Annotated in this window: 23 protein-coding genes; 13 read left to right on the top strand and 10 right to left on the bottom strand. The window is 62.4% G+C overall.

Features of this window, described 5'->3' with window-relative positions; translation table 11 throughout:
* Positions 1-210: 210 nt before the first annotated feature.
* From P0D70_RS26030 to P0D70_RS26020, 3 genes are all read right to left on the bottom strand, one after another.
* Positions 211-1,356, bottom strand: coding sequence for an aromatic ring-hydroxylating dioxygenase subunit alpha (locus P0D70_RS26030; RefSeq protein WP_408186567.1), 1,146 nt, complete (start codon positions 1,354-1,356; stop codon positions 211-213).
* A 496-nt stretch (positions 1,357-1,852) separates the two neighbouring features.
* Complete coding sequence (locus tag P0D70_RS26025) at positions 1,853-2,308, bottom strand: hypothetical protein (RefSeq protein ID WP_408186566.1); 456 nt, start codon at positions 2,306-2,308, stop codon at positions 1,853-1,855.
* Between the two features lie 287 nt (positions 2,309-2,595).
* Positions 2,596-3,492 carry a LysR family transcriptional regulator gene (locus P0D70_RS26020; protein ID WP_408186565.1) on the bottom strand — a complete coding sequence of 299 codons (897 nt, stop codon included), beginning with the start codon at positions 3,490-3,492 and terminating at the stop codon, positions 2,596-2,598.
* 151 nt (positions 3,493-3,643) lie between these two features.
* Between P0D70_RS26020 and P0D70_RS26015 the strand changes: the two genes are divergently transcribed.
* The 6 genes from P0D70_RS26015 to P0D70_RS25990 all read left to right on the top strand — a co-directional run bounded on the left by P0D70_RS26015 (position 3,644) and on the right by P0D70_RS25990 (position 8,840).
* Complete coding sequence (locus P0D70_RS26015; protein ID WP_408186564.1) at positions 3,644-4,675, top strand: NAD(P)H-quinone oxidoreductase; 1,032 nt, start codon at positions 3,644-3,646, stop codon at positions 4,673-4,675.
* 682 nt (positions 4,676-5,357) lie between these two features.
* Entirely contained in the window at positions 5,358-6,344 is a 987-nt protein-coding gene (locus P0D70_RS26010; protein WP_091795196.1) for an autotransporter domain-containing protein, read from the top strand.
* A gap of 359 nt (positions 6,345-6,703) precedes the next feature.
* Entirely contained in the window at positions 6,704-7,105 is a 402-nt protein-coding gene (locus tag P0D70_RS26005) for a hypothetical protein (protein WP_091795193.1), read from the top strand.
* Positions 7,106-7,267: 162 nt separating this feature from the next.
* Positions 7,268-8,092 (top strand): hypothetical protein, encoded by an 825-nt coding sequence (locus tag P0D70_RS26000; RefSeq protein ID WP_408186563.1) that lies wholly within the window; start codon positions 7,268-7,270, stop codon positions 8,090-8,092.
* Positions 8,093-8,262: 170 nt separating this feature from the next.
* Positions 8,263-8,622 (top strand): hypothetical protein, encoded by a 360-nt coding sequence (locus P0D70_RS25995; RefSeq protein ID WP_091795187.1) that lies wholly within the window; start codon positions 8,263-8,265, stop codon positions 8,620-8,622.
* A complete protein-coding gene (locus P0D70_RS25990) occupies positions 8,622-8,840 on the top strand; it encodes a DUF6566 family protein (protein ID WP_091795184.1) in 219 nt (72 codons plus the stop codon). Before P0D70_RS25995 ends, P0D70_RS25990 begins: the two co-directional genes overlap by 1 nt.
* Positions 8,841-8,848: 8 nt before the next feature.
* On the opposite strand, the gene P0D70_RS25985 is transcribed toward P0D70_RS25990, so the two are convergent.
* Positions 8,849-9,466, bottom strand: a complete 618-nt coding sequence (locus tag P0D70_RS25985) for a LysE/ArgO family amino acid transporter (protein WP_408186562.1) — start codon at positions 9,464-9,466, stop codon at positions 8,849-8,851.
* Between the two features lie 97 nt (positions 9,467-9,563).
* Here P0D70_RS25985 and P0D70_RS25980 point away from each other — a divergent pair, with 97 nt between their 5' ends.
* Positions 9,564-10,457: a LysR family transcriptional regulator ArgP gene (locus tag P0D70_RS25980; RefSeq protein WP_408186561.1), complete on the top strand. Its 894-nt coding sequence runs from the start codon at positions 9,564-9,566 to the stop codon at positions 10,455-10,457.
* A 62-nt stretch (positions 10,458-10,519) separates the two neighbouring features.
* Here P0D70_RS25980 and P0D70_RS25975 read toward each other — a convergent pair whose 3' ends face one another.
* From P0D70_RS25975 to P0D70_RS25960, 4 genes are all read right to left on the bottom strand, one after another.
* A complete protein-coding gene (locus tag P0D70_RS25975; RefSeq protein WP_408186560.1) occupies positions 10,520-11,962 on the bottom strand; it encodes a heavy metal sensor histidine kinase in 1,443 nt (480 codons plus the stop codon).
* A gap of 47 nt (positions 11,963-12,009) precedes the next feature.
* Positions 12,010-12,693, bottom strand: a complete 684-nt coding sequence (gene irlR / locus P0D70_RS25970; RefSeq protein ID WP_091800626.1) for a heavy metal response regulator transcription factor IrlR — start codon at positions 12,691-12,693, stop codon at positions 12,010-12,012.
* Between the two features lie 23 nt (positions 12,694-12,716).
* A complete protein-coding gene (locus P0D70_RS25965) occupies positions 12,717-13,091 on the bottom strand; it encodes a hypothetical protein (RefSeq protein WP_408186559.1) in 375 nt (124 codons plus the stop codon).
* A 360-nt stretch (positions 13,092-13,451) separates the two neighbouring features.
* Complete coding sequence (locus P0D70_RS25960) at positions 13,452-14,798, bottom strand: NAD(P)/FAD-dependent oxidoreductase (protein ID WP_408186587.1); 1,347 nt, start codon at positions 14,796-14,798, stop codon at positions 13,452-13,454.
* A 207-nt stretch (positions 14,799-15,005) separates the two neighbouring features.
* Between P0D70_RS25960 and P0D70_RS25955 the strand changes: the two genes are divergently transcribed.
* The 3 genes from P0D70_RS25955 to P0D70_RS25945 all read left to right on the top strand — a co-directional run bounded on the left by P0D70_RS25955 (position 15,006) and on the right by P0D70_RS25945 (position 19,308).
* A complete protein-coding gene (locus P0D70_RS25955; RefSeq protein WP_408186558.1) occupies positions 15,006-15,977 on the top strand; it encodes a LysR family transcriptional regulator in 972 nt (323 codons plus the stop codon).
* A 269-nt stretch (positions 15,978-16,246) separates the two neighbouring features.
* A complete protein-coding gene (locus P0D70_RS25950; protein ID WP_408186557.1) occupies positions 16,247-17,848 on the top strand; it encodes a purine-cytosine permease family protein in 1,602 nt (533 codons plus the stop codon).
* A 68-nt stretch (positions 17,849-17,916) separates the two neighbouring features.
* Entirely contained in the window at positions 17,917-19,308 is a 1,392-nt protein-coding gene (locus P0D70_RS25945; RefSeq protein ID WP_408186556.1) for an NAD(P)/FAD-dependent oxidoreductase, read from the top strand.
* A gap of 136 nt (positions 19,309-19,444) precedes the next feature.
* Here the strand turns inward: P0D70_RS25945 and P0D70_RS25940 are convergent, their stop codons facing one another.
* Positions 19,445-19,816 carry a cupin domain-containing protein gene (locus P0D70_RS25940; RefSeq protein ID WP_408186555.1) on the bottom strand — a complete coding sequence of 124 codons (372 nt, stop codon included), beginning with the start codon at positions 19,814-19,816 and terminating at the stop codon, positions 19,445-19,447.
* 212 nt (positions 19,817-20,028) lie between these two features.
* Between P0D70_RS25940 and P0D70_RS25935 the strand changes: the two genes are divergently transcribed.
* The gene (locus P0D70_RS25935) at positions 20,029-21,474 is read left to right on the top strand and encodes an aldehyde dehydrogenase family protein (RefSeq protein WP_408186554.1); all 1,446 of its coding nucleotides are present in this window, start codon (positions 20,029-20,031) and stop codon (positions 21,472-21,474) included.
* 35 nt (positions 21,475-21,509) lie between these two features.
* Here the strand turns inward: P0D70_RS25935 and P0D70_RS25930 are convergent, their stop codons facing one another.
* Positions 21,510-22,460 carry a LysR substrate-binding domain-containing protein gene (locus tag P0D70_RS25930; protein ID WP_091795156.1) on the bottom strand — a complete coding sequence of 317 codons (951 nt, stop codon included), beginning with the start codon at positions 22,458-22,460 and terminating at the stop codon, positions 21,510-21,512.
* A gap of 117 nt (positions 22,461-22,577) precedes the next feature.
* Between P0D70_RS25930 and P0D70_RS25925 the strand changes: the two genes are divergently transcribed.
* Together P0D70_RS25925 and P0D70_RS25920 are read left to right on the top strand one after the other, a co-directional pair.
* On the top strand, positions 22,578-23,750 hold the full coding sequence (locus P0D70_RS25925) for a M20 aminoacylase family protein (protein ID WP_408186553.1): 1,173 nt from the start codon (positions 22,578-22,580) through the stop codon (positions 23,748-23,750).
* A gap of 65 nt (positions 23,751-23,815) precedes the next feature.
* Positions 23,816-25,189, top strand: coding sequence for an MFS transporter (locus tag P0D70_RS25920; RefSeq protein ID WP_408186552.1), 1,374 nt, complete (start codon positions 23,816-23,818; stop codon positions 25,187-25,189).
* The last annotated feature ends 70 nt before the right edge of the window (positions 25,190-25,259 follow it).

Raw genomic sequence — 25,259 nt, 5'->3', positions numbered from 1 at the left:
CCGGGGCGGGGTTCTGTTGCTTCTGAATCATTGGAGCACGGAGCTTGTCCCGGTCTGGATCGGGCTGCTGCGAACTGCTTCGACTTCTGCCAAATGGCGCGTGTCCGCAACTCCTGTAGCCCAGTTGCCTTTTTCGTTTCGACTGACGCACGGCGCGCGGTCAACGGGTTCGGTTTGGCTCACGAAATTCGTTCAATGCCGCACCCGCCTTCAGGCGGTTTCCGTTTGACGGTTCTGGCTATCCGCGTCGCGCGATGAAGCGGGGCGCAACGGAATCGCATCGATTGCCCAGCTGACCACCTCGCGGCGCGCCGGACCGGGCACCGCGCACGCGACGCGCCCCGTGTACTCGCGCGCCAGCCGTTCTTCGTCGATCCGCCAGCCGCGCGCTTCGAGTTCTTTCACGCGCTTTCGAAACGCGATCTGCAAGGCGTCGGATTTGACCGACACTTCCTGCTGCCACGTATCCGGCACGCGCTCGGGACGCACGCGCTTCAGGACTTCGTGATCCTGTTCGAAAATCCGCAGATTGCGCGCGATGGTGTTCCGGTCGAACAGCGGCGAGCGCAGGAAGGTGCGACCCATCATCCACCAGGTGCGCGTGCGGTTCGCGTCGACGGGGACGTGTGCCGAGACGATATGGATCGTCCAGCCGTCGCGCGGCTTCAGTTCGAGCGTTGCGCACGGTCCGGACAGGTGGAAGCCGGGTGTCGTCGCGACCTCGACATGTTCGCCGGTCGGCTTGCGGCGCAGCCAGCCGCTGCGAACCGGGCGGCGCATCGTCATTCGCGCGATCGCGCTCCATTCGTGGCTTTCAATGTCGAACGCGGCGATCTCCGGGTGATCCGGGTCGCCGAACGTCGAACCGTGAACGAATGGCGCGTGTGCGAAGTCCAGACCGTTTTCGACCACCCGGTCCCAGCTGGCGTCCCAGTCGAAATGGCCGCGCACGACGCGCACAGCGGGATCATCGACCCAATCCAGCGCAGGCAGCGGCGGCCGTTCATGTTCCGGCAGATCGCCGATGAACGCCCAGATCCAGCCGAAGCGTTCCTGCACGGGATATGCGTCGACACGTGCCTTGGCGGGAATCCGCAAGTCGGGCTGCGCGGGGATGTGGGTGCAGACGCCGTCGCCACCGAAGCGCCAGCCGTGATAGGGACATTGAACTGTCTCACCGACTTTGACGCCCGCCGACAGCGAGCCGCCGCGATGCACGCAGATGTCGGAGAGCAGGCGCGGCTGGCCTGTAGCGTCACGAAACGCGACGAAAGGCTGGCCGAGCAGTCGCACCGGCATCAGCGCGTCGGTCAGTTGCGTGGAAGGGGCGACGACGTACCAGAGATTCTTGAGCATGAGCAATGTTTCGTCAGAGCACCACACGGTGCCGTGGAGGTCGGTCGGAATTCCGAATGGCAGCCAACGCCGTGTATCGACGCAAGCTCGCGTGTTGATGCAAGCGGTGAAATCGTGCGCTTGCACCGCACTCCATTTCGGTAATCACTGACCTACAATATAAGGATGGTCGCGACCTGATAAGGAGGCTACCATGACTCAGTCCATGATCTACTTCGTTGTCGGCCTGGCGGTCGTGTTGGCGGCTGTGTTGATGGTTGCGCGACGATACAGGCGTGATCACCCTGCGGATGGAATGACCCATTGGCTTGATTCGCACCACATGGGCTGGCTGCACCGGCACAGACACTAATGCCGCATCGCAAAATCGAAAAACCCCGCATTGCAGCGGGGTTTCGTGCGATATGTATTCCTCGGTAGCCCTACCGCTGAGGGCGAGACTTTAGCCGGATTGTCCCATCGGCGTGGCCCATCAAGTCTCTATCCTGCGCATCGCTCATTGAATCCGGTCCGTGACCCGGCCGGCAAACGTCCAGCCCTGATCCTGTCTCCAGATGTAGGTATAGCCGGTCGGGCCGTCGATAAACACGGTGATCGGCTGGCTCGTACCTCGGTTATCCTCACGTCGCGACGTTCCCACTGGTGTGACCCGGCCCTTGGCCGCCTTGGGCGCCGCATCTGCGGCGTCGAGCTTCCAACCGTCAGCCGGAACATACGTGAGCCGCATGGTGCCGCCTGCGGGAGGCTGGACGACCAGGGTGAGCGGGGAATTCGCATTGCTCGCCTGCGCTTTACAGGGCGCCGCCGCGTCGTACCCCGTCGTGGTCGCTATGCTTGCTTCATGAGCGGGCTCGCCGTCGGTGGCGGCGAAAGTGATCTGACCATACGTTGCAGACATCAACGCTGCCAGGGTGGCCGTGATCATTGCGGCACGTCGATTTGAGCGCTTCATTGCCGTTCTCTCCTACCTGCGGAAGTGGGCGACGATTCCGACGCACTCGTGATAGGTGCACCATCTGGAAGGTGCTGGACCCACGGCGCGATGCCCTTCCGAAAGCAAGACGGAAATTACGAAAGTATTTTGAAGGAGCCGCGGCTAAAGGAGTTTTGTCGTGCCAAACGGCGACGGCCGCGGTGTTGCGCGGTGGTGCATTGAAGGGCTGACGGTTTGCATAAAATGGCCGCTCGGGCACGTAACGCGACACGCCGACGCCGGAGCCGGAGCCAGGTCGTGGATGGCTATCTCGTGTGGGTTGTGTGATCTTCGAATGCGGAGACGATGCCGTCAATCATCGCTGCGATGCGCGCGGTATGCCGAAGGTCCTGATGCGTGACGAGCCAGATTTCGTAGACCGCCCCACGTGCGGGTTCAGGCCATAGCTGGACGAGGCCGTCGTGTTCAGCCAGATGTATCGGAAGCTCACCGATGCCGAGGCCGGCCTTTACCGCGGTACGCAGCATCAGGCTGGAATTGAAGGTCGATACAATGCGCCCGGCATGTATCGGTTCGCCAGCAAGAGCGCCAGCAAGCGTCGGTGAGCGACTACCTGTCCAGCTTCCCTGATAGACGACAAGATCGTGGCCCGCGAATGCGGAGCCGGCAACCGGCTTGCCGTGCTGCTCCAGATAAGCGTTCGATGCAAAGAGCGCCATCGGCCAGCGAGCGAGGCGCCGCGCAACAAGATCGGGATTATCCGGCCTGACTGAGCGGACCGCGATATCCGCTTCACGCTTTGCCAGATTCAGCATGCGCGTCGACGTGTCGAGCAGGACGCGCACTTCGGGATGCGCGGCATGCAGGCGTTCGATGGCGGGCAACAGGAATTCGAGCGCGATCGAGTCGGTGCTGGTGACTCTTACATCCCCCGCAAGGCGCGTATCCGTACCTTGAGTTCGTCTGACGAGTTCGTGTGCGGAGTGCTCCATTTTCTCCGCCGATTTCAGCGCTGCCTCCCCTGCGGCGGTCAACGCGTAACCCTCAGAGGTGCGCAGGAAGAGCGTTGCACGTAGGGCGTGCTCCAGTGCCGCAATCCGTCTGCCGACCGTGGCCTGATCGAGATTGAGTGTCCTGGCCGCTCCACGGAGCGTTTTTTCGCGCTCCACCGCGAGAAACACTCGCGCGTCATCCCAGTTCATCGTGCTGCTCTCCTGATGCAAATTTGCATCTGTCAGTGTGAATAATGCTGCGCGAATTCATCAATGTCGAGGCCTATACTGATTTCAGGCGTTGCTCGTTCGCTGATCCTCCCGGATTAAACGAGCCTCATCCATAGAAGGGGTGGTATCCATGTCTGCTTCAACTTTTCGCGTACCGTCGTCGATGACGGCCATCGAGATCAAACAGCCCGGAGGTCCTGAGGTCCTCGTGCCGACTACGCGCCCGGTTCCGATGCCGGCCTCCGATCAGGTTCTGATTCGCATCCACGCGGCGGCCGTGAACGGCCCAGATGTTTTCCAGCGCAAGGGGCTTTATGATCCGCCCGCCGGCGCGTCGGACATTCCGGGGCTGGAAGTGGCAGGTCAGGTGGTTGCACTAGGCTCCGACGTGTCCCAATTCCAGATCGGCGAACTGGTGTGTGCATTGATTCCCGGTGGTGGCTACGCAGAATACGCGGTCGCGCACGCCTGCAACACGATGCACATTCCCAAAGGCCTGACGTTGGTGGAAGCGGGGGCGATGCCCGAAACGTTTATGACCGTATGGCTGAACCTGTTCCAGCGCGGCAAGCTGGTTGCCGGCGAATCGGTGCTGATCCATGGCGGTGCGTCCGGTATCGGCGCCACGGCGACCATGCTGGCGAAGGCATTCGGCGCTGCGAAAATCATCACGACGGTGGGTTCCGAGGCGCATCGGGAGGCGAGCCTGGCGTTGGGTGCGGACGTCGCGATCAATTACCGCGAGGACGATTTCGTCGCCGAAACGAAGCGGTCTACCGACGGACGAGGCGCCGACGTGATCCTCGACATCATTGCCGGTGACTACGTGGCCAGAAATTATGACGCCGCGGCGATGGTTGGGCGGATCCTCCAGGTGGGCGTGATCAAGGGGCCGGCGAAGGATCTCAACCTCGTGCCGATGTTGACGAAGCGTCTGACGCATATGGGCTCGACTTTGCGATCACGCACGTCCGCGGACAAGGCGACCATCATCAATGAACTGGAGCGGCAGGTCTGGCCGCTCATCGAGAGCGGCAGGATCAAGCCGGTTGTCTACCAGACTTTTGCGCTTGCCGACGCTCGCGGCGCTCACGAGCTGATCGATTCCGGTACACACTTCGGAAAAATTGTTCTTACGACAGGCGCCGATCTCATTGGCTGAAGGAGCGCTGTTTTTAAAGGTCGCGGTCGGTCTCATGATCGTCCTCGACGATCGGCCGAAGAGGGTTTGTAACGGGAGGGAGGTGGATCGCATCTGAATGACTCGGACGGGTCTTCAGGAGGACGAAGTCTGGCCGGCTCCAGAAGATAGTGTTGAAGCGCCACCAGAACAAAGCGCCCAGCATTCTTCCTGGCAAGGCGCCACGGACCGCAGTCATTCGATACCAATGAGGGTCCGCTGCAAGCCCATGCCACGGGCAGACCGTGAAGCGATGGCTGAACTCGAAGGCCGGCACCGGCGGTCCATACAGTTTGAAAATGGCCCCTGCCACTATCTCGTGGCGAGAGAACGAAGTAGTTTGACTGTTTCCGCCGGTCGCAGATCGGCAGTCACCGCTGTCGCTCAACCATCTTCACCGACTACAGTAGAACTTCGCCGAAAAGTATCGCCTCGTATCAACGATACAATTGGGCGGCTCTCAATGTAATCCACTCGAAGTGCCGCGAAAGGTGGCGCGGTCGTCTCGCGCCAGATCGGTTGTCCGGAAGTGTTGTACTGGCACGCAATGCCAGTCTCGTGGAAGACAAACAAAGCGATCAGATCGACAGGAGTGGGTCATGTGCGTTCGGTACGCTGTGTGGCAGCTTGCAATCGCGCAGACAAATGACGAGGTCGTTTGACCATGCCCGCGCTCCGGATGCATTGGTCCTGCGGCGCGTCATCGGCGTGCGCCGCCCTGGCCTTCACCCTGTTGCCCTGTCTGTCGAATGCACAGGCCGGGCCGGGCCAATCGACGCGCAATACCGTGGTCGGCGGCGATGTGAAGCAACATGCCAACGCCGTGCTCGCGATCATGACCTACACAACGGTTCCGGACGTTACGACCAGTAACCTGTCGGTCAATAGCGGCACCACCGGCAATCCCGGTTTCGGTCAGACGCAGTTTGGCGGCGGTTTCACCATCAGCAAATCCGTCCCGTTGTACCTGGAGGGCACGCTCGCCTACAGTCGTTACGATCCTATCTTTATCGCTACGAATGGCGCCGAGCAGCGTGCGGTGCCGACAAGATGGAACACGTTCAGCGGCACGGTGGGCATCGGCTGGGATTTCCGGATCACGGATGAACTGGTGTTCCGTCCGATCCTGAATGGCACGATTGGACGTGTTTCAAGCGATCTGAAAGTGGGGCAGTCCATCTTCAATCACGTCACTGACCGCAACCTGCAATTCCTCGAAAACGGCTCGCTTGACGCGTACGGCTACGGTGGCTCACTCATGCTCGACTACGAGCACTACCGCGAGAACTATGAAATCGATGCCGAATTGCGTGCCACCGACATCTACCTGCGCAGCTTCGGCGGTTCGTCGGAGGCCGTTCAGGGTTCGGCCATGGCGCAGCAAGTGAGCCTGTGGACCCGCTGGCGCGCGCCTACCGGCTGGCATGCACTGGACCGGCCGATCCGCTATGTGCTGGAAGCCGCTTATTCCCACTACTTTGGCGACAGCGCCGGCGTGCTGGGGTTCAACGACCTCACGTCGTTGGGCGTCGGACTGGAACTCGATAGCAGCAAATATCCGATCTTCATCACTCGCACTCGCGCGATGGTGCGATACGTGTTCGGACACAACGTGCACGGTGTGTCGCTCGGGTTTGCAATGAGTTTTTAGCTTTTTGCGGACCGCACGGTGCGCGGATTCTGGTTGCGCGTAGCCACGCGCTAGCGCCTGGCTGTTTTTCCGCCAAGCAGGAAATGTGGCCAAGCGCATGTGGCCAAACCCATGTCGCCAAACCCGGCTGCAGAGTCGCAGCGATAAACGCAAGCGCCGGATTCTGGTTCCGGACCTAACGCCGGCCGTCCAGTCGCGGTGTAGTATTCGACCATGCGGGCGTTCTCGCCCGGCCTCGACGGCTTGCGGATTTCATGCATCCATGACGTTGACGGCAATCTGGTTAAACGGTCTGGACACCGCTCCAACGAAACGCATGGCGGCGTCGGCCATGTCAACGGCATCGGTGGGGAAACATCATGTCAACCGAGTGGAAGCGCCGCGCCAGGCTCTTTATCCAGCGTTTCTGGCAGCCGACCAGCGCGTGCATGACCTGCATGCCAGGGAGTTGGGGCAATGTCATGAGTTTTGCCCACTGGGCAATTGCATTCCATACTGGTCTGCTCACCGGACTCCTCGCCGTACTCCTGACCTTCACACCTGCGGCGAAGCTCTACACGCATCGATACGGCAATGCGCTTGTCGTCGGCGTTCTGACGACGATAGGCGACGCTTATTCGCACGCGAGTCATTACCGCATCCCGTATGTCGAGCACATCGTGACGGGTGCTATTTCCGGTCTCCTGGCGTTGATTGCCTCCTATCTCTTCGAAAACCGCGCGCGTCGCCTGCGGGCGGCGTGGGCGTGGGTTGTCGGATAGCTTGTCCGTCGACTCTCTGAATCCTCACGCTCGAACCGAATACGCGCTAAAGATTCATTCCCGGACGCCGATATGCAGATCGGCACGCCCATCTTGCGGCGCGTTAGCCGACGGGCACGGGAACACTCGGGTTGCGATAAGTCGATAGGGGATTGAAAGAGTATGCAGATCAAGAAGACCAGCGTGCTGACCGGCGTGTCATTGGTGTCCATCGCCCTGTTGTCCGGGTGCGCCCAGTTCGTGCCGGTCAAGGACATAGCCCGGGACAAGCCGGGGTATCTCGCAACGCATTTCAGCATCGAATCGTTGCCTTCCGGGGTGCGCGACAAACTGCCCGCTCCAGGCGAGCACACGCTGCCGTTCAAGATTCTGACGATGTCGGGCACGCTGTCAGGGCACGTCGGCGCCGTCGCGATGAAGAGCGATTTCAAAGCCACACTGATCAACGCCAAGGACACGGGTTTGGTCCAGCAGGTGCTCGAGACGTCGTCTAACGACGTACCGAGCGGCGCGACGTTCAGCCTTTCGTACCTGAACGTGTACAGCCTGAAACAGGAGACGGCTTCCTACTCGCAGACAATGGCGTTCATTCCGTTCGTCGTGCATGACAGCGACAACAACCAGTTCGCGTTCGATGCGCCGAAGGAAGATACGACGTACGCGACAACCTTCAAGGTCGGCACGACGGTGCAGATCACCAACTTCCGCACGACCGTGTCGCGCTGTCACACGGGCCACTACTATCCGGCTTCGCAGGTCAATGCCACGCTTACCGGCAAGGCGATCGACTTCGACTGCGAGGACACCAAGGACGGCATCATCCAGAACAAGACGCGTCGTACGTATCTGACCGAATACGGTATTGGAGTGAGCCGTTCGCTCGCGACGTCGACCGCGAAATTCGACTGGACCTATAGCGACTTCGAAAAAGACGGCGAGAAAGCGCCGACCCGTTTCGGCAAACCGGCGAGCGACAAACCCATCTGATCCGGACGCGTTTTTCACAAGCTTGAAAAGTTCGCACACTCATCCGATTGCGCAAATACCTGTATGGATGTACAGTAGCTCGCAGTGCGTTTCGTCACGGCGAGCAGGTACTATTTCGCGATATTCTTCACGCCGGGCGTGAACCGCGCGAAAGAGCATACGGAGAGATCATGTTTCGAATTTTCGGCTTGGGCGCAATGCTGCTCACGGTGGCTTCGACGGGAATCGCCGCGGAGCACTACGTCGAGATCTGGAACCCGCCAGAAGCGCGAGCGAGCATGCCGCACCGCCCGGCTGGAGCACGCAAGCCGGCAGCGGGCAGACACGTTGGTCCGCATGCCGTGGCGGTGCATGCGCGGCGTTCGCCGGCAGCGCCGGCAGCAGTTACGAAGCTCGCCGCGAAGGCGGATACGCGAGAAAACGTGCCCGTGCACGTACCGGACATGACCGAGATTCCACGGCAGATAACGCCGGAGGGCAATGTATTGCGTGTGGATTCCCGCGGTGCTACGGCTGAGGTCATGCGCTAATGGAATCCGAGACTTATCACGGCTACACCGTCTGGGGGCATGCCATCCTGCAGCAGGAGGGCATATTGCAGCCCGAGCGGTATGGAGCGAGCGGAACCATTACGCAAGCCGGCAAGCTGATCGAGGCGTCGGGCATTCTCGCCCACTTCGATACTGAAGAAGAAGCGCAACGCGCAGGTCTGGAATGGGCGCGCGCCTGGATCGACAGTCACGGGTAACCCGGCCTTCACCGCAGTTGCGTCACCGCGAGCAGCAACACCATGCTGCCGATCGCGCCATCCAGCACACGCCAGGCCGTCGCCCGCTTGAAGAGCGGCGCGAGGGCGCGCGCGCCGTAACCCAGCCCGATGAACCAGATTCCGCTGACCGCCATCGCGCCCAGCGCGAAGGCAACCCGCGCGCCTTCGGGTTCGCGTGCGCCGGCCGTGCCGATCAGCAGGAACGTGTCGAGATACACGTGCGGATTGAGCCACGTGAAGGCGAGCGTCATCAGAATGATCGGTACGGCGCGCTGCACGGGTGCCGCCCCACCGCCGTCGCTTTCCAGCACCGCGTGTTCCGGCCGCACCGCGCGCCGCAATGCGTTGACTCCGAACCACGCCAGATAGGCGAGCCCGACATACAGCATGGCGTGCACGAACACCGGATAACGCTCGACCAGCACCGATGCGCCGCCGACGCCCGCGCCGATCAGAATGAAGTCCGACAGCGCACACAGCGCGACGATCTTGCCGACGTGCGAACGCATGATGCCCTGACGCAGTACGAAGGCGTTTTGCGCGCCGATGGTGACGATCAGGGATGCGCACAAAGCGGCGCCATGGGAAAAAGACAGCCAGTTCATAATCGATCCAGTAGACGGGAGAAGCGAACGGGGCTAGTCTGCGGGTTCGCTTGGAATAAGAGAAGCTAATTTACTTAACGCCGATTAAGGAACGCTAATGCTCGATTATGCGTTGCTCGACGCGCTGGCCGCCGTGGTACGTCACGGCTCGTTCGACCGCGCCGCCAGCGAACTGAACGTGACGCCGTCCGCGGTGTCGCAGCGGGTCAAGCTGCTCGAAGAGCGCGTGGGCAGCGTGCTGGTGAAACGCGGCCAGCCCTGCGTCGCGACCACTTCGGGCGCGCTGCTGTGCCGGCACACCGAACGCGTGCAATTGCTGGAAGCGGAGTTGACCGGCCGCCTGCCGGCGCTGCCCGGCGCGCTGGTCGAACCATGGCCGGCGCTGCGCGTGGCCGTCAACGACGACAGCGTCGGCACCTGGTTTATCGATGCGGTCGCGCAATTTTGCGTAGAGCGGGAGATGTTGCTCGATCTGGTAATCGACGATCAGGACCATACGGCGGAGCGGATTCGCGACGGCAGCGTGCAAGGCGCGGTCACTACGCAAGCCGAGCCGGTGCAAGGTTGCCGCTCCACGCGTCTTGGGCGGATGCGTTATCTGGCGGTCTGTTCACCGGACTTTCTCGCACGTCACTTTGCAGGCGGCGTGACGCGCGAGAGCTTGCGCCACACGCCGTGCGTCGACTTCAATCCCAAGGACCAGTTGCAAAAGCGCTTCATGCGCCGCATCACGCGCGCGGAACTCGATCCGCCGTTGCACTGGATTCCGCATGTCGCCGGTTTTTTGCGCGCCTGCGTGACGGGCCTCGGCTGGGGCATGTGCCCCGAGCGCATGATCGCCCCGCATCTGGCCAACGGCGAACTGGTGGAAATGGCGCCCGGCAAGCCGATCGATGTCGACCTGTACTGGCAGAGCTGGCGTTTGTCGATCGGTTGGCTCGACGACTTCGGCGCGGTGCTGCGCAAGCGGGCGGCAGAGTTTCTGGACTGAAAGTCCGCCCGGCGTAACCCGACTCGCGGCGAATCGCCGACGCAAGCCGACCTGCGTTTCGCTCAAATACCAGGCGGATGAGGGGGATGAGAGGGATAAAAGGGATGAGGCGGGTGCTTCGGAAAGCGCAGACTGAAGGTGGTGCGCACGTGCGCCACGCTTTCCACGCTGCATTCGCCTTGATGTTCGTCCATGATCGACTTGACGATGGCAAGTCCAAGACCGGTGCCGCTCGCCGAGTTATGGCGCGATGGATCGACCCGGTAGAACCGGTCGAAGATCCGCTCCAGATGCGGACTGGCGATACCCGCCCCGCTATCCGACACCGACAGCAGAGCATAGCGCCGGCGCTCGTCGCACTGCACGTTGACAACACTGCCGCGCGGCGCGTGGCTCAACGCGTTTGAAATCAGATTGCTCAGCGCCCGTTGCACCAGCGGCACATCGCCTTGAAAGTGTGCATCGCCCGATACGACGATCTCGACGCCGGCATCCGCAGCCATGGTTTCGTAGTAGCCGGCGATCCGCATCGCCTCGCTGCGCGCGTCGACAGACTGCAGCGTCAGCCGGTGGTGACCGCTATCCGCGCGCGCGAGAAACAACATGCTGTCGATCAGACGCGCGAGCCGCTGGAATTCGTCCACGCTCGATTCGATCACGTCGCGATATTCATCCGCGGAACGCGGTTGCGATAGCGCCACCTGTGCTTCGGCCAGCAAGTTGGTGAGCGGCGTGCGCATGTCGTGCGCGAGATCCGAAGAAAACTGCGTGAGGCGCGTGAAGGACTCGTGCAGGCGGGCCAGCATCCGGTTGAAGGCGCGGCTCAACTCCTTCAGTTCACCCGGCATGTCGTGCTCGGGCAACGGCCGCGCAAGATGGCTGCTGGAAATCCGTTCGGCACGCGCCGTCAAACAGGCTAGCGGCCGCAGGCCCAAACGGGCGATCGACCACGCGAGCAGCGCATTCACAAGCGTCCCGGTCGCGATGACAAACAGCACGTTGAGCGCGTAGGCACGCAATAACGCGTGTTCGCTAGTCGCATCGTATTGCACGACCACGCGCACCTCGGTGCCGGACAGGTCGCCGAGCGGCGCCGTCGCCACCAGAAAGCGCAGCGGCTGTGTCCTCGCTGACACGGGTACGGGAGCGGCGCCGGCGCGCACGGTCATCGTTTCCGCATTCGGCCAATAGCCACTGGTGCGGATGAGCGGTGCGCTGCGCGTGTCGAACAATGCGATATCGAGGTTCTTGTGACCGTGCAACTGGTTGTGCCAGGTCGCACGATCGGCGCTGACCGTCGCGAGATCGGGCATGGTGCGCAGGCGCGTTTGCAGCGTGGCGAGGGTGGTGGCCATCTCGTGACCCGACGTCGCTTCGAGGCGCGTTTTCAGGCCGTGGTACAGCAACAGGCCGTTGAAAACCAGCACTGCCGAGGTCGACAGGGCGAACAGGATCGACAGCCTGCCGCGCAAGGTGCGTGGCAGGAGTCGCACGGGCGGCTTCATGATCCGCGCTGTCGCGCGCGGACGCATTGCCGCGAATAGACTTCGCATCATGGCAGGGACGTGTAGCGCTCTTCCAGTACGTAGCCCATGCCCCGTACGGTGTGGATCAACCGCGGTTCGTAGTGGTCGTCGACTTTCGCGCGCAGGCGCCGGATCGCGGCGTCCACGACGTTCGTGTCGCTGTCGAAGTTCATGTCCCACACCTGGGAGGCGATGGTCGAGCGAGGCAGGATTTCTCCCTGACGACGCATCAGCAGCCACAGCAACGCAAATTCCTTGGCCGTGAGCAGGATCGTGTCGCCCTGGCGCGTGGCCTTGCGGCGCGTCAGATCGAGCACCAGATTCGACACTTGCAACGAGGCGGCGTCGCGGGCTTGTCCGCGCCGCAGGATGCTGCGGACACGGGCCAGCAGTTCGGCGAAGTCGAACGGTTTGCCGAGATAGTCGTCGCCGCCCATTTCGAGGCCGCGCACCTTGTCGTCCACCTCGTCTCGCGCGGTGAGCAGCAGCACCGAAGTCGAATGCGTGCGGCGCAGGTTTTTCAGCACCGTCCAGCCGTCCTGGCCGGGCAGCATGACGTCGAGGATGATCAGGTCGTAGTCTTCCGTCAGCGCGCGATGCTGGCCCGTCACGCCGTCTTCCACCCAGTCGACGGTAAAGCCCGCCTCGGTCAATCCCTTTCGCAGGTACGTGCCGGTTTTGATTTCGTCTTCGACGATCAGGATACGCATGGTGTTTTCTCCGGTGACGCTTTTCAGCGGCCCATGCGCGTGACGGGACTGCATGACAGGGAGGCATGGGATGCCTCCAGGCTCTGATCTACTGCGGGCAGAGGGTTCGACGGGCGGGGCGACGTGCGCGCCATGGCGGAAAACACTTCGAGCGAGAGCAGGCCGCGCGTGAACAACGCGCCGTCCTGGCCACCCGGCTTCCCGGATAATGATGCGGATGCGGACGAGGATGCGCAGGACGGCTGGCCGCCGTCGAACAACCCGTCAGGCTGATTCCACCAGAACGCCAGGGAGCTGATCGCAATGACAACCAGGGCGGCCGCCAGCGAGACCGGCCGTTCGATCTGAAGCCGTTCCCATTGCGCCGGGAAGCCCGCGCCGAAATGGGCGATGCGCATTGTCAGGCTTCGCATTCTTTGAAAATGCCGCATACGGTACGAGTCGAAAGTGAAACGGCCTCATCGTACGATTTGCTGCTCGATTTCAAGATGAGAGCAAGATGACAATTTCGTCATATATCGCGCATGCATCCTCGGTTGCAGTACTTCACGCGCATGGTGGCTTCCGCATGACACGCGGATGGTTATCTAGCGTTTATCGAGCCGCGTGGGAGCGAGCACGAGGACTCGATCGAACGGAGAATTGCACGGGGATGCAGAGTGGCTTGCGCGGTAGGCGCCGGATTGCGCCACGGTGAAGGGTGTCGGTGGACGATGGCCTGTGGCGACTCACGATACCCGTGAGTCGCCTCGTTTCGCTCAGTGCAGACGGATCACCGGATGCACGCGTCTGCGCAGCCAGTGGCTCGCCGTGTCGAGCGCCATGCGTGCGAAACCGGTCAGTGTCATGACGTGGCGCCGATAAATGAGCTTGTAGACGGCAGTAGCGAGCCAACCGTCGACGAACACCGGCTGCGTCAGCAGGCTGCTGCTGAGGCTGCCAATCGCGCCTTCACGCCCGAAGCCGACCAGCGTACCGGCGTCCCGATAGATGAACTCCGGCAGCGCTTCACCCGCCACGCGGCACTTCAATGCGCGCGCGAGAAACAGCGCCTGCTGGTGCGCGACCTGCGCACGCGGCGCGAGGAACGCGCCTGGGTTGTCGGCGGGGCAGGCCGCGCAATCGCCCAGACCAAACACGTTCGCGTCGTTCGTGCACTGCAGTGTGCGATTCACGTTCACTTGCGCGTTGCGGTTCACCGCGATGCCGTCGAGCGTGCGCAATACTGGCGGCCCCGCGATACCCGCTGTCCAGATCGCGATGTCGCTGGCGAGCGGCGCACCGCCTTCAGTCAGCACGGCGTCGGCGCGTACTTCGGTGACACGTGTCGCGCTCAACACTTCCACGCCGAGGCTGTCGAGCATCCGCTGCGCGCGCGCCGAAATCGTTTCGGACAGCGCGGGCAGTACGCGCCCGCTGCTTTCGATCAGGCGGATGCGAAAGTCGCGCACCGGATCGAGCGAAAACGGGCTGTAGCGATTCAGCAAGCGCACCGTGTCGCGCAGCGCCGCGGCGAGTTCGACGCCGGTCGCGCCAGCACCGATGATGTTGATCGACACCGGCGTGTCCGCTTGCGCGGTCCGTGCCCGGCGTGCGTGGTTGGCGCGCAGGCAGGCGTCGAGCAGCTTGCGGCGGAAGGCTTCGGCATGCGCGACCGATTCGAGCGGCAATGCATGTTCAGCGGCGCCGGGCACGCCGAAATATTGCGTGACGCTGCCCATGGCCAGCACCAATGTGTCGAAGGCGATCTGCCGTGACGGCAGGATTTCGCGGCCGTTGGCATCGCGCAGCGCGCTCAGGGTGATATGACGCTGTGTGCGATCGAGCGCGGTGAGCTCGCCCTGTTCGAATTCGAAGCCGTGCCGTTGCGCCTGTACCGCATATTGCAGTTGATGCGTGGCGGGATCGAGCTGGCCCGAAGCGGCTTCGTGCAGCAGCGGCTTCCAGAAGTGCGTGGGCCAGCGGTCGACCAGCACGATGTGCGCGAGACCGGCGCGCCCGAGCGATTCGCACAGACGCGTGGCGAGCCCGAGTCCGCCCACGCCGCCACCAACGATGACGATCCGATGCGCCGCCGTGTTGTCCGTCCGCTGCGCGTGTTGCATATGCTGCGCACGCTGCGTTGTTGCGCTTGCCTGCTGATCGATTTCGACCATGATCGCTTTCCTCCGAACGTTATTTCTGCCGGGCCGGTGATGGCGCTGCGTGGAGCGCGATACCGAAGATTTCCGGTTGATCTGTGAGGCCAGTATAAAATCTGCGGAAACCGCAGCACAATTTAATGTTTATGAAGAACATATAGGTTTTCACTTATGTTAAAAACCGCCACGTTTCGTCAGTTGAAGGCCTTGCATACGGTTGCGAAGCTCGGCAGCGTGTCGCGCGCGGCCGAGGAATTGCGGCTCACGCAGCCGGCCGTTTCGCTCCAGGTGCGTTTGCTGGAAGAGGCCGCGGGCGCGCCGCTCTTGCAGCGCGTGGGACGTGGCGTGCAGTTGACCGCGGCCGGCGAGATTCTCGCCCGCTATGCGCTGGAAATCCTCGACCTGTGGAACGGCGCGGCGGACGATCTGGCCGCGTTGCACGGCGAGCAGGGCGGCACGCTGCGCATCGGCGCGATCACCACGGCCGAGTATCTGATCCCGCCGTTTCTCGTGCGTTTTACCGAAGCGCGTCCGCAAGTGAAAGTGCAGTTCAAGGTCGGCAATCGCGCCGACATCATCCGCATGCTGGCCACGCATGAGATCGATCTCGCGGTGATGGGCAGTGCGCCGCGCGAATTGCGCACGGCGGCGACCGCGTTCGCGAGGCATCCAATGGCATTCGTCGCCTCGCCCGCGCACGCGTTGATGAAGAAAAAACGTTTGTCGCTCGACGACCTGCAAAGCGCGAATCTTTTCGTGCGGGAGCGAGGTTCGGGCACGCGCTCGACCGTCGAGAATCTGTTTCGCCTCGCCGGGCTCAAGCTGCACATCGGCTCCGAGTTGTCGAGCAACGAGGCTATCAAGCAACTGGTGGAGGCTGGATTGGGTATCGCGTTCCTGTCGCTGCACGCCTGTTCGCTGGAGTTTCAGGCGGGCCTGCTCGCGTTGCTGCCGCTGCCCGCCAATCCGATCGAACGCGACTGGTACGTGATGCATATGTCGGACAAACGCTTGCCGCACGTCGCCGGTCTGTTCCGCGATTTTTTGATCGAGCACGGCATGTCCGGCGCGGTGCCGGTGCCGCTGCCAACCGTCGCTGCGGCAAAAAAGCGCCGCCAGGCGCGTCAGGCGGGCGGCGCGTAACACGCATCGATTCTCGCTATTCGCTTCGACGTTTGCGCCGGCCGTGCCGCCTGGCGAGTCGCGAGGCGACCTTCCAGCGTACCCGTAGAGCCTTATGGGAAAAGGCTTTTCCGTTACATCGCCGGCGATCGAAGTAAAGGTTGGGCGGACGATATTTTTGCCCGCGGCGATTGTCTTTACAGTGGCGTCCAGACATCTGAGAAAAGTGGACGCCGCACCCTTGTGGCGAGCCATTGTGATTGACCTGGCCGTTACAGGAGTCGGAGACAATGAGCAGCAACAGCATCACTCAAGTCGAAACATTTGGTTTCGAACGCATTCCGGATCGCTCGCGATATGCGCGGCCGATCGATCTGTTCCGCTTGCTGTTCGGCGGCTGCAATACCTTTTCCACCTCGGTGCTCGGCAGCTTTCCAGTGCTGCTCGGCCTGTCGTTCAAGGCGGGCGTCTATTCCATCGTGATCGGCGTATTGATCGGTTCGTGCATCCTCGCGCCAATGAGCCTGTTCGGTCCGCGTAACGGCACCAGTGACCCGGTTTCCTCCGGCGCGCATTTCGGCATTCATGGGCGGATCGTCGGCTCGTTTCTCGCGTTGCTGACCTCGGTCGCGTTCTTCTCGCTGGCGGTGTGGAGTTCGGGCGATGCGCTGGTGGGCGGCGCGAATCATCTGCTCGGCCTGCCGGTCAACGGGATGACGTTGAGCTTCGCTTACGGTCTTTTCGCGGTGCTGGTGCTGACGGTGTGCATCTACGGTTTTCGCTTCATGCTGTGGGTCAACAAGATTGCGGTGTGGGCCGCGAGCCTGCTGTTCGTGGTCGGTATCGCCGCGTTCGCCGGCCCATTCGACAGCGCGTATGCCGGCAAGGTCGCGCTCGGTTCGGCGGGTTTCTGGCCGGCGTTCGTGAGCGCCGTGCTGGTCGCGATGAGCAATCCCGTGTCGTTCGCCTCGACGCTTGGCGACTGGACCCGCTATATTCCGCGGGACACTCCGAAAAAGAACACGATTCTCGCCGTGATGCTCGCGCAACTCGCCACCTTCGTGCCGTTCTTCTTCGGCCTCGCCACGGCGACGATCATCGCCGGCAAGGCGCCGGATTTCATCGCGTCGAATAACTATGTGGGCGGTTTGCTGGCGATCTCGCCGAACTGGTTCTTTCTGCCGGTGTGCCTGATTGCGATCATCGGCGGCATGTCGACGGGCACGACGGCGCTGTACGGCACCGGGCTCGACATGTCGAGCATGTTTCCGACATTCCTGAACCGCGTGCGCGCCACGTTGCTGATCGGCAGTCTCGCAATCGGCTTCATTTTTCTCGGCCGCTTCGCGTTTAATCTGGTGGAAAGCGTGTCGACGTTCTCGGTGCTGATCAACGTCTGCAGTTCCCCGTGGATGATGATCATGATCATCGGTTTCGTGACCCGGCGCGGCTTCTACCTGTCCGACGATTTACAGGTGTTCAATCGCGGCGGTCGTGGCGGCCACTACTGGTTCACGCACGGCTGGAACTGGCGCGCGATGGGCGCGTGGATTCCAAGCGCGGTGATCGGCCTGTGCTTCGTCAATCTGCCGGATCAGTTCGTGGGCCCGCTCGGGCAGCTCGCCGGCGGCCTCGACATCAGCATGCCGGTTTCGCTGACGCTGGCCTGCACGCTCTACCTCACGTTGCTGCAGTGTTTCCCGGAGCCGGACGGCGTGTACGGTCCGCAAGGCCGACGCTGGTTGCGTGCGGGTTCGCAGCGCAATATGAACGTGCATCCGGTGGTCCCGGCGAGCCGGCTCAAAGCAGCCGCGCAAGGGCAGGCGAAAGCGCAGCGCGCCACGCGTGCGGAACGTGAAGAGGCGGTGCTGGACACGCAGGACGCAGGTTGAAGCGCGCGCCGATGCGTGCAGAATCGTGCGGTACGAGTAATGGTTTTCAAATCAGGCAGGCAAACAGCATGAGCGAGTCAGTAAAGCGCGCGTTTGAAGGGGTAAAGCTATTTCCGTTCTGGCTGGACAATCCGCGCGCGCCGGCTGTCGAACGGGAACTGATCGGTCCGACTTGCGCGGATCTGGTCGTGGTGGGCGGCGGCTTTACCGGTTTATGGGCCGCGATTCAGGCGAAAGAAGCCGACCCGTCGCTCGACGTCGTGCTGATCGAGGCGGGCAAGGTGGCTTACGGCGCTTCGGGCCGTCCGGGCGGCATCATCTCGACTTCGGTGATGCACGGTCTGCCGAATGCGACACGGGTCTTTCCGCAAGACCTCGACGTGCTCGAAAAGCTGGGGCAGGAGAATCTCGACGGCTTCAAGGCGTCGTTGACGCGCTACGGCATTGAAGCGGATGTCGAATGGAACGGCGAGATGACCGTCGCGGTCGACCCGGGCCACCTGGGTCACCTGAAGGGTGACTACGAACTGCATGTCGCGCATGGACACGACGTGGTGTTGCTCGACAGTAAAGGCGCGCGCGAGCAGCTCGATTCGCCGCTCTTCGCGGGTGCGATGTGGTCACGCAACCGCAGCGGCACGATTCATCCGGCCAAGCTCGCTTGGGGGCTGAAGGCCGCGGCGCTGAAACTCGGCGTGCGCCTGCATGAACATTCGCCGCTCACGCGCCTCGAAGACCGCGGCGCGACGATGATCGTGCACACGCAGGCGGGCCGCATCGAGACGCCGCGCGTGCTGCTCGGCACCGGCACCGCGGACGTCGGCGTGACCGACATCAAGCGCCGGGTGATGCAGGTGCGCGATCACATCATCGCGACCGCGCCGTTGAGCGAAGAACAGATGGCGCGCATCGGCTGGAAGAATCGCCAGGGCATTTACGACACGCGCACGCAGCTCAATTATTTCCGGCTCACCCAAGACAATCGCATCATCTTTGGCGGCCGGGTGAGCTATCACTTCGGCGGCGATCCGAATCCCGCAGCCGATCGCGACGAAAGCACCTATTACAAACTCGCCGAAGCGTTCTACCGCACCTTCCCGCAACTCGACGACGTGCGTTTCACGCATGCATGGGGCGGCCCGATCGACTACTGCTCGCGCGGAGCCGTGTTCGCGCGCCGCTATCACGGCGGCAAGAGCGTGTTCGTCGCCGGTTATACGGGCTTCGGCGTGGCGGGCAGCCGCTTCGGCGCGAAGATGGGGCTCGACATGCTATGGCATCGCGATACGGTGATCACGTCGCTCGACATCTCGCGCAAGGGGCCGTCGTATATACCGCCGGAACCCGTGCGCTGGATCGCCGCGAAGATCACTTTCAATGCGTTCGACGGCGCGGACGATCGCGGCGGCTGGCGGCGTCTGTGGATCAATTCGATCAAGGCGCTGGGTTTTCCGATGTAGCCCATGGCTTCCGCGCAGTGGTGGCGGACGCGTTTTTTTGTGTTGCCGCCGGAATAAAAAAACCGCACCTTAGCGGGTACAGGTGCGGGTGCGGTTGCGGGTGAAGCAACGAAGCAATGCAGCGATGCAGTGTGAATCAACCGCAGTACACGATGCTGTACTTCTTGGTCGCCACCGGCATGTGCCACGTGCCCGAGAAGCCTTTGTGCAGGATGAAGGCGTCGCCGGCTGCATAGCGTTCGCTGCGGCCGTCGTCGCTGGTGATCACGACTTCGCCTTCGATCAGCACGCAGACTTCGTGGATCGGCAGGTCGGCCAGCTTCAGCGTGCCCGCATCGCATTGCCACACGCCGGCGGACAACATGTTGGTGGCGTCGGAGTAAGCATTGAGGGCGTGCGGCGCCTTGGCGCCTTCGAGAATGACGTCGGCCGGATCGTGCAGGGCCGGGTTCAGGCCGGATGCGCCTGGGCCTTTAGCGTCGATGCGGGTGAAAGTGATGGTGCTCATGTGTCTCTCCTGGTGGAATGGATCGATGTCGCTATCGTTGAGTCGATGCGAAAAATGGATTCGAAGCCGGAGTCTGAGCCAAAGCTGCGTAGCGATGAATTTCGATTTGAAGACATTCAGATTGAGCGGCGTCGATGTAAAGCGGGTGACGCCGCCGCGGGTGCGATTGGCCCCCCGTCTGACCTGAAACATTCACGTAAAGGACAAGCCTCATGCAACACGCCAAGCAGTTCTATATCGACGGTCAATGGGTCGAGCCGCTCGGGTCGATCGAGCAGGCCAACGCCGCCACGCTCGACGTTATCGATCCGTCCACCGCCACCGCGTTCGCGCAGATCTCGCTCGGCAGCGCGGCGGATGTCGATCGCGCCGTCGCGGCCGCGAAGCGCGCGTTTCCCGCCTACAGCGAAACGACGATCGCGGAGCGCATCGATCTGCTGCAAGCGATCCTCGACGTCTATCGCAAGCGCTACGACGACATGGTGCATGCGATCAGCCGCGAGATGGGCGCGCCGCTCCAGTACGCGAACGACGCGCAGGCCTGGACCGGCGTCGCGCATCTGGAAACGATGATCCGCACGCTCGACACATTCGAGTTCGAGTCTCTGAAAAACGGCATTCTGATCCGCAAGGAAGCCGTGGGCGTGTGCGGGCTGATCACGCCGTGGAACTGGCCGGCTTTGCAGATCACCACCAAGCTTGCGCCCGCGCTCGCGGCAGGCTGCACGATGGTGCTCAAGCCGTCGGAACTGGCGCCGCTGTCGGGGATCATCTTCGCCGAGATCCTTGACGAAGCGGGCGTGCCGGCCGGCGTGTTCAACCTCGTGAACGGCGAGGGCCGCACTGTGGGCGAAGCGATGTCGTCGCATCCTGACATCGACATGATGTCGTTCACCGGTTCGACGCGCGCGGGCGTGCTGGTCGCGAAGGCCGCGGCGGATACGGTCAAGCGCGTGCATCAGGAACTGGGCGGCAAATCGGCCAACCTGATTCTCGAAGACGCCGACCTGAAAGAAGCCGTCATGCGCGGCACGCGTGCCTGTTTCGACAACAGCGGCCAATCGTGTGATGCGCCCACGCGCATGTTCGTGCCGCGTGCGCATGAAGCCGAAGCGCTGGCCTATGCGAAAGAGGCCGCCGAAGCGCTGCGCGTCGGTCCTGCCAATGCGGCGGATACGGATCTCGGGCCGGTGATCAGCGAGCAGCAGTTCGACAAGATCCAGCGGCTGATCGGCGTGGGCATGGAAGAGGGCGCCACGCTGGTGGCCGGCGGCTTGGGCCGTCCGGAAGGATTGAAGAACGGCTACTTCGTGCGGCCGACGGTATTCGGCAAGGTCACGCCGGAGATGACGATCGCGCGTGAGGAAATCTTCGGGCCCGTCCTGTCGATCCTCGCATACGACTCTGAAGATGAAGCCATCGCGATGGCCAACGACAGCCTCTACGGTCTCGCCGGCTACGTGCAATCCGGCTCGCTCGAGCACGCCCGCGCGGTGGCGAAGCGCCTGCGCACCGGCACGATCTATCTGAACTACGCGGACTACAATCCCGACGCGCCGTTCGGCGGCTTCAAGCAATCGGGCAATGGCCGCGAGTACGGCGAGTTCGGTCTGGAAGACTTCCTGGAGATCAAGGGCGTGGTCGGTTACGGCGCTTGAGTGTGCGCAGCGGCATGCTCCCACGCATGCCGCGACTAAAGCAGCAATTCGATCGAATGAAACAACCGGCGCTGCTCGGCATCTTGCGAGCGCGCTCCTTCGTCGATGACTTCACGCAGGCATTCGAGAAAGCACGCGGCCGCCGGACTCGTCGGCGCGCCGCGGCGTGACGTGATGCTGACGATGGTTTCGTCCACCGTCTCTCGCAGCGGCAGCGCCCACAACTGCTCCTTCGCGAGCGTCACTTCAACGAGCGGCCACGGAAAAATGCTGAGCATGTCCGTGTGCGCGAGCAAACCCAGCACGACCGCCAGCGAGTGCGCCAGATGAATGGTGTGCGGCACCTGCATGCCGCGCTTGCGGAACACATTGTCCGAGATCGACTCGCGGCTTGCCGGGTCCCAGTTCAATACCCACTCCGCGTCTTCCAGTTCGAGCAGCGTGCGGCAACCGGCTTTCGGATGATCGCGCCGCGCGACCACGGCCGAATGCGTGGAGAACAGCGGCACGTTGTGAAACTCCGATTGCGGCGACGCGGGCGGCGGCCGACCAATCGAAAAATCGAGGCTGCCGTCGCGCAGACGCGGCTGCACGACCGCGAGCAAGCCTTCGAAGAATTCCAGTTGCACTTCCGGCATGCGCTGGCGGAACCGCTGCACGGTAGGCGGCAGAAACGTCAGCGCGACCCACGGCGTGACGCCGATCGACAGTTTGCCCGCGGCGGCGCCGCGTAGCGCTTCGATCTCGGCTTGCGCCCGCTGCAATTGCCCGAGCACCACGCGCGCATGCACGACCAGCGCGCGGCCGAACTCGGTAAACGCGACGCCGCTTGCGCTGCGCACCACCAGCGGCGCCTGTAGATCGGCTTCCAGTTCGCGCATGGCCTTGGTCACGGCGGCGGGCGACAGGTCGAGCGAACGGGCGGCGGCCCGGATACTTCCAGTATCGGCAATCGCCGCTAATGTGCTGAGTTGATGCAGTTTCATCTGACAATGAGCGAATAGGGTGGCAACCAGCGGTTGCTGCCGCAACGATTCTACGCCTGCCGCTGGAAAATCGGCGTCGTTATGCTGGGTTCACGCTTTCATTGATGGAGACACGACGTGAACACCATGGCCATTCCGGCGGGCATCGCCGAACTCGAAGACGAAATGATCGCGCTGCGCCGCCGCATTCACGCGCAGCCCGAACTGGCTTACGAAGAGTTCGCCACCGGCGACCTGGTCGCCGAACGCTTGCAGGACTGGGGCTATACCGTGCATCGCGGGCTGGGTCAAACGGGTGTTGTCGGGCAACTGAAAGTTGGCGCCGGCACGCGCAAACTGGGTCTGCGCGCCGACATGGATGCGCTGCCGATTCACGAGACCACCGGCCTGCCGTACGCGAGCAAGGTGCCCGGCAAGATGCACGCATGCGGCCATGACGGTCACACGGCCATGCTGCTCGCGGCGGCCAAACATCTGGCTCAGGAAAAGTGCTTCGACGGTACGTTGAATCTGATTTTCCAGCCCGCTGAAGAAGGCCTCGCCGGCGCGAAAAAAATGCTCGAAGACGGCCTGTTCGACAAATTTCCGTGCGACGCCGTGTTTGCGATGCACAACATGCCGGGTTTCCCGACGGGCAAGTTCGGCTTCCTGCCCGGGTCTTTCATGGCTTCGTCGGATACGGTGATCATCAAGGTGACCGGGCGCGGCGGTCATGGCGCGGTGCCGCATAAGGCGGTCGATCCGGTGGTGGTGTGCGCGCAAATCGTGCTCGCGTTGCAGTCCATCGTCTCGCGCAACATCGCGCCGCTCGATATGGCGATCATTACCGTCGGTGCGATTCACGCGGGCGAAGCGCCGAACGTGATTCCGGAGACGGCCGAGATGCGTCTTTCGGTGCGCGCGTTGAAACCCGAGGTACGTGATTACTTGCAGGAGCGCATCACGGCGGTGGCGTGCGGACAGGCAGCCGTGTTCGGCGCGCAGGCGCATGTGGACTATCAGCGCCGCTATCCGGTTCTCGTCAACGACGCGGCAATGACCGGTCTTGCGCGGCAAGTCGCGCTCGACTGGCTCGGCGAAGGCGGCCTGATCGCCGATATGCAGCCGCTCACCGGCAGCGAAGACTTCGCGTTCCTGCTGGAGCGTTGCGCCGGCAGCTACCTCATCATCGGCAATGGTGACGGCGAGGGCGGCTGCATGGTCCACAACCCCGGCTACGACTTCAACGACGATTGCCTCGCCACTGGCGCGGCTTACTGGGTGAGACTCGCGCAGGCGTTTCTGGTCTGACGCAGCAGCGTTTGCATGGGCGGGTCAAGCCGCGCATCTGCAGGAAGCACATCACGGAGACACAGATGGACTATTCCGCCACACCGCAACCCGCGGGCACCGAAGCGTTGAGCATGCAGAGTGCGACGGCAGCGCAACCGGCGAGGCGCGCGAGCCACGCTAAAGCGATTGCCGCGATTACGCTCGGCAACGGTCTCGAGTTTTTCGACTTCACGATCTACAGCTTCTTCGCGACGATCATCGGCAAGCTGTATTTCCCGGTGGAAGGGCAACTTGCGCAACTGATGCTTGCGGTCGGCACGTTCGGCGTGGGTTTCATCATGCGGCCGGTGGGCGGCATCGTGCTCGGGGCGTATGCCGATCGCGCGGGCCGCAAGGCCGCGATGAGCCTCACCCTGTGGCTGATGACGCTCGGTTCCGCGATCATCGCGTTCGCGCCGACTTATGCGGCGATTGGTGTCGCTGCGCCGCTGCTGGTGATTCTCGCGCGGCTGATTCAGGGCTTTGCTCTGGGTGGTGAGATTGGTGCATCGACGTCGCTGCTGCTTGAATACGGTAGCAATAAAACGCGCGGCTTCTACGGCAGTTGGCAGTTCGTGAGCCAGGGCTTGAACACGGTGTGCGGATCGCTGCTGGGTGTCGCGTTGGCGGCGGCGCTTTCGACCGCGGCGCTGGAGAGCTGGGGCTGGCGCGTGCCGTTCGTGATCGGCATGGCGATGGGGCCGATCGGCATCTATATCCGGCGGCATCTGGATGAGACGCTGCCGGGTATCGAAGACGGCTCGGCGCCGCACTCAGGCGGGAGTGCGGCGGCTTTACAGCCCGCCTCGCAGCCGGTGCGCAAGCTGTTTCGCGAGCATTCCGGCGTGATTACGACGGGCGTTCTGACGACGATCGGCGGTACGGCGGCGAACTATATCGTGCTGTTTTATCTGTCCACGTACGCGATCCGGATTCTGCATTTGCCGATGTCGTCGGCGCTCTGGGCCGCGTGGACTGCTGCGGTAGTGACGGTGATCTGTTCGCCTTTTGCAGGGGCGTTGTCGGATCGTGTTGGGCGTAAGCGCGTGCTGTGGGTTTCTCGTGTGTTGCTGATCGTGGCTGTTTATCCGGCGTTCATGATTATCAATGCTTCGCCCACGGTGCCGGTTTTGTTATCGGTGGTGGCGGTGCTGGGTGTGCTGGTTGCGTTTACCGCGGTGCCTAATATCGTCATGTTGCCGGAAATGTTTCCGCGTGAGATTCGTGCTACCGGGATGTCGATTGTTTATTGTCTCGGGGTTTCTATTTTTGGTGGGTTTGCGCAGTTTTTTGCTACCTGGTTGATTCAGGTTTCCGGGAGTAATCTCGCGCCGGCTTGGTATCTGATTGGGTGTGGGGTGGTTTCCTTGTTGCCGTTGCCGTTTATGCGGGAGACTGCTGGGCGGGATATTGGGTAGTGGTTTTTTCTTTTGGTTTTGGTTTTCGGGGCTGTGGGCTTCTGGTTGTTGGCCTTTCCTTGCTTTCTTA

It is taken from the genome of Paraburkholderia sp. RL17-381-BIF-C, assembly GCF_046026435.1.
GTDB lineage: Bacteria > Pseudomonadota > Gammaproteobacteria > Burkholderiales > Burkholderiaceae > Paraburkholderia.
This window is presented reverse-complemented; position numbering and strand designations above follow the sequence as displayed.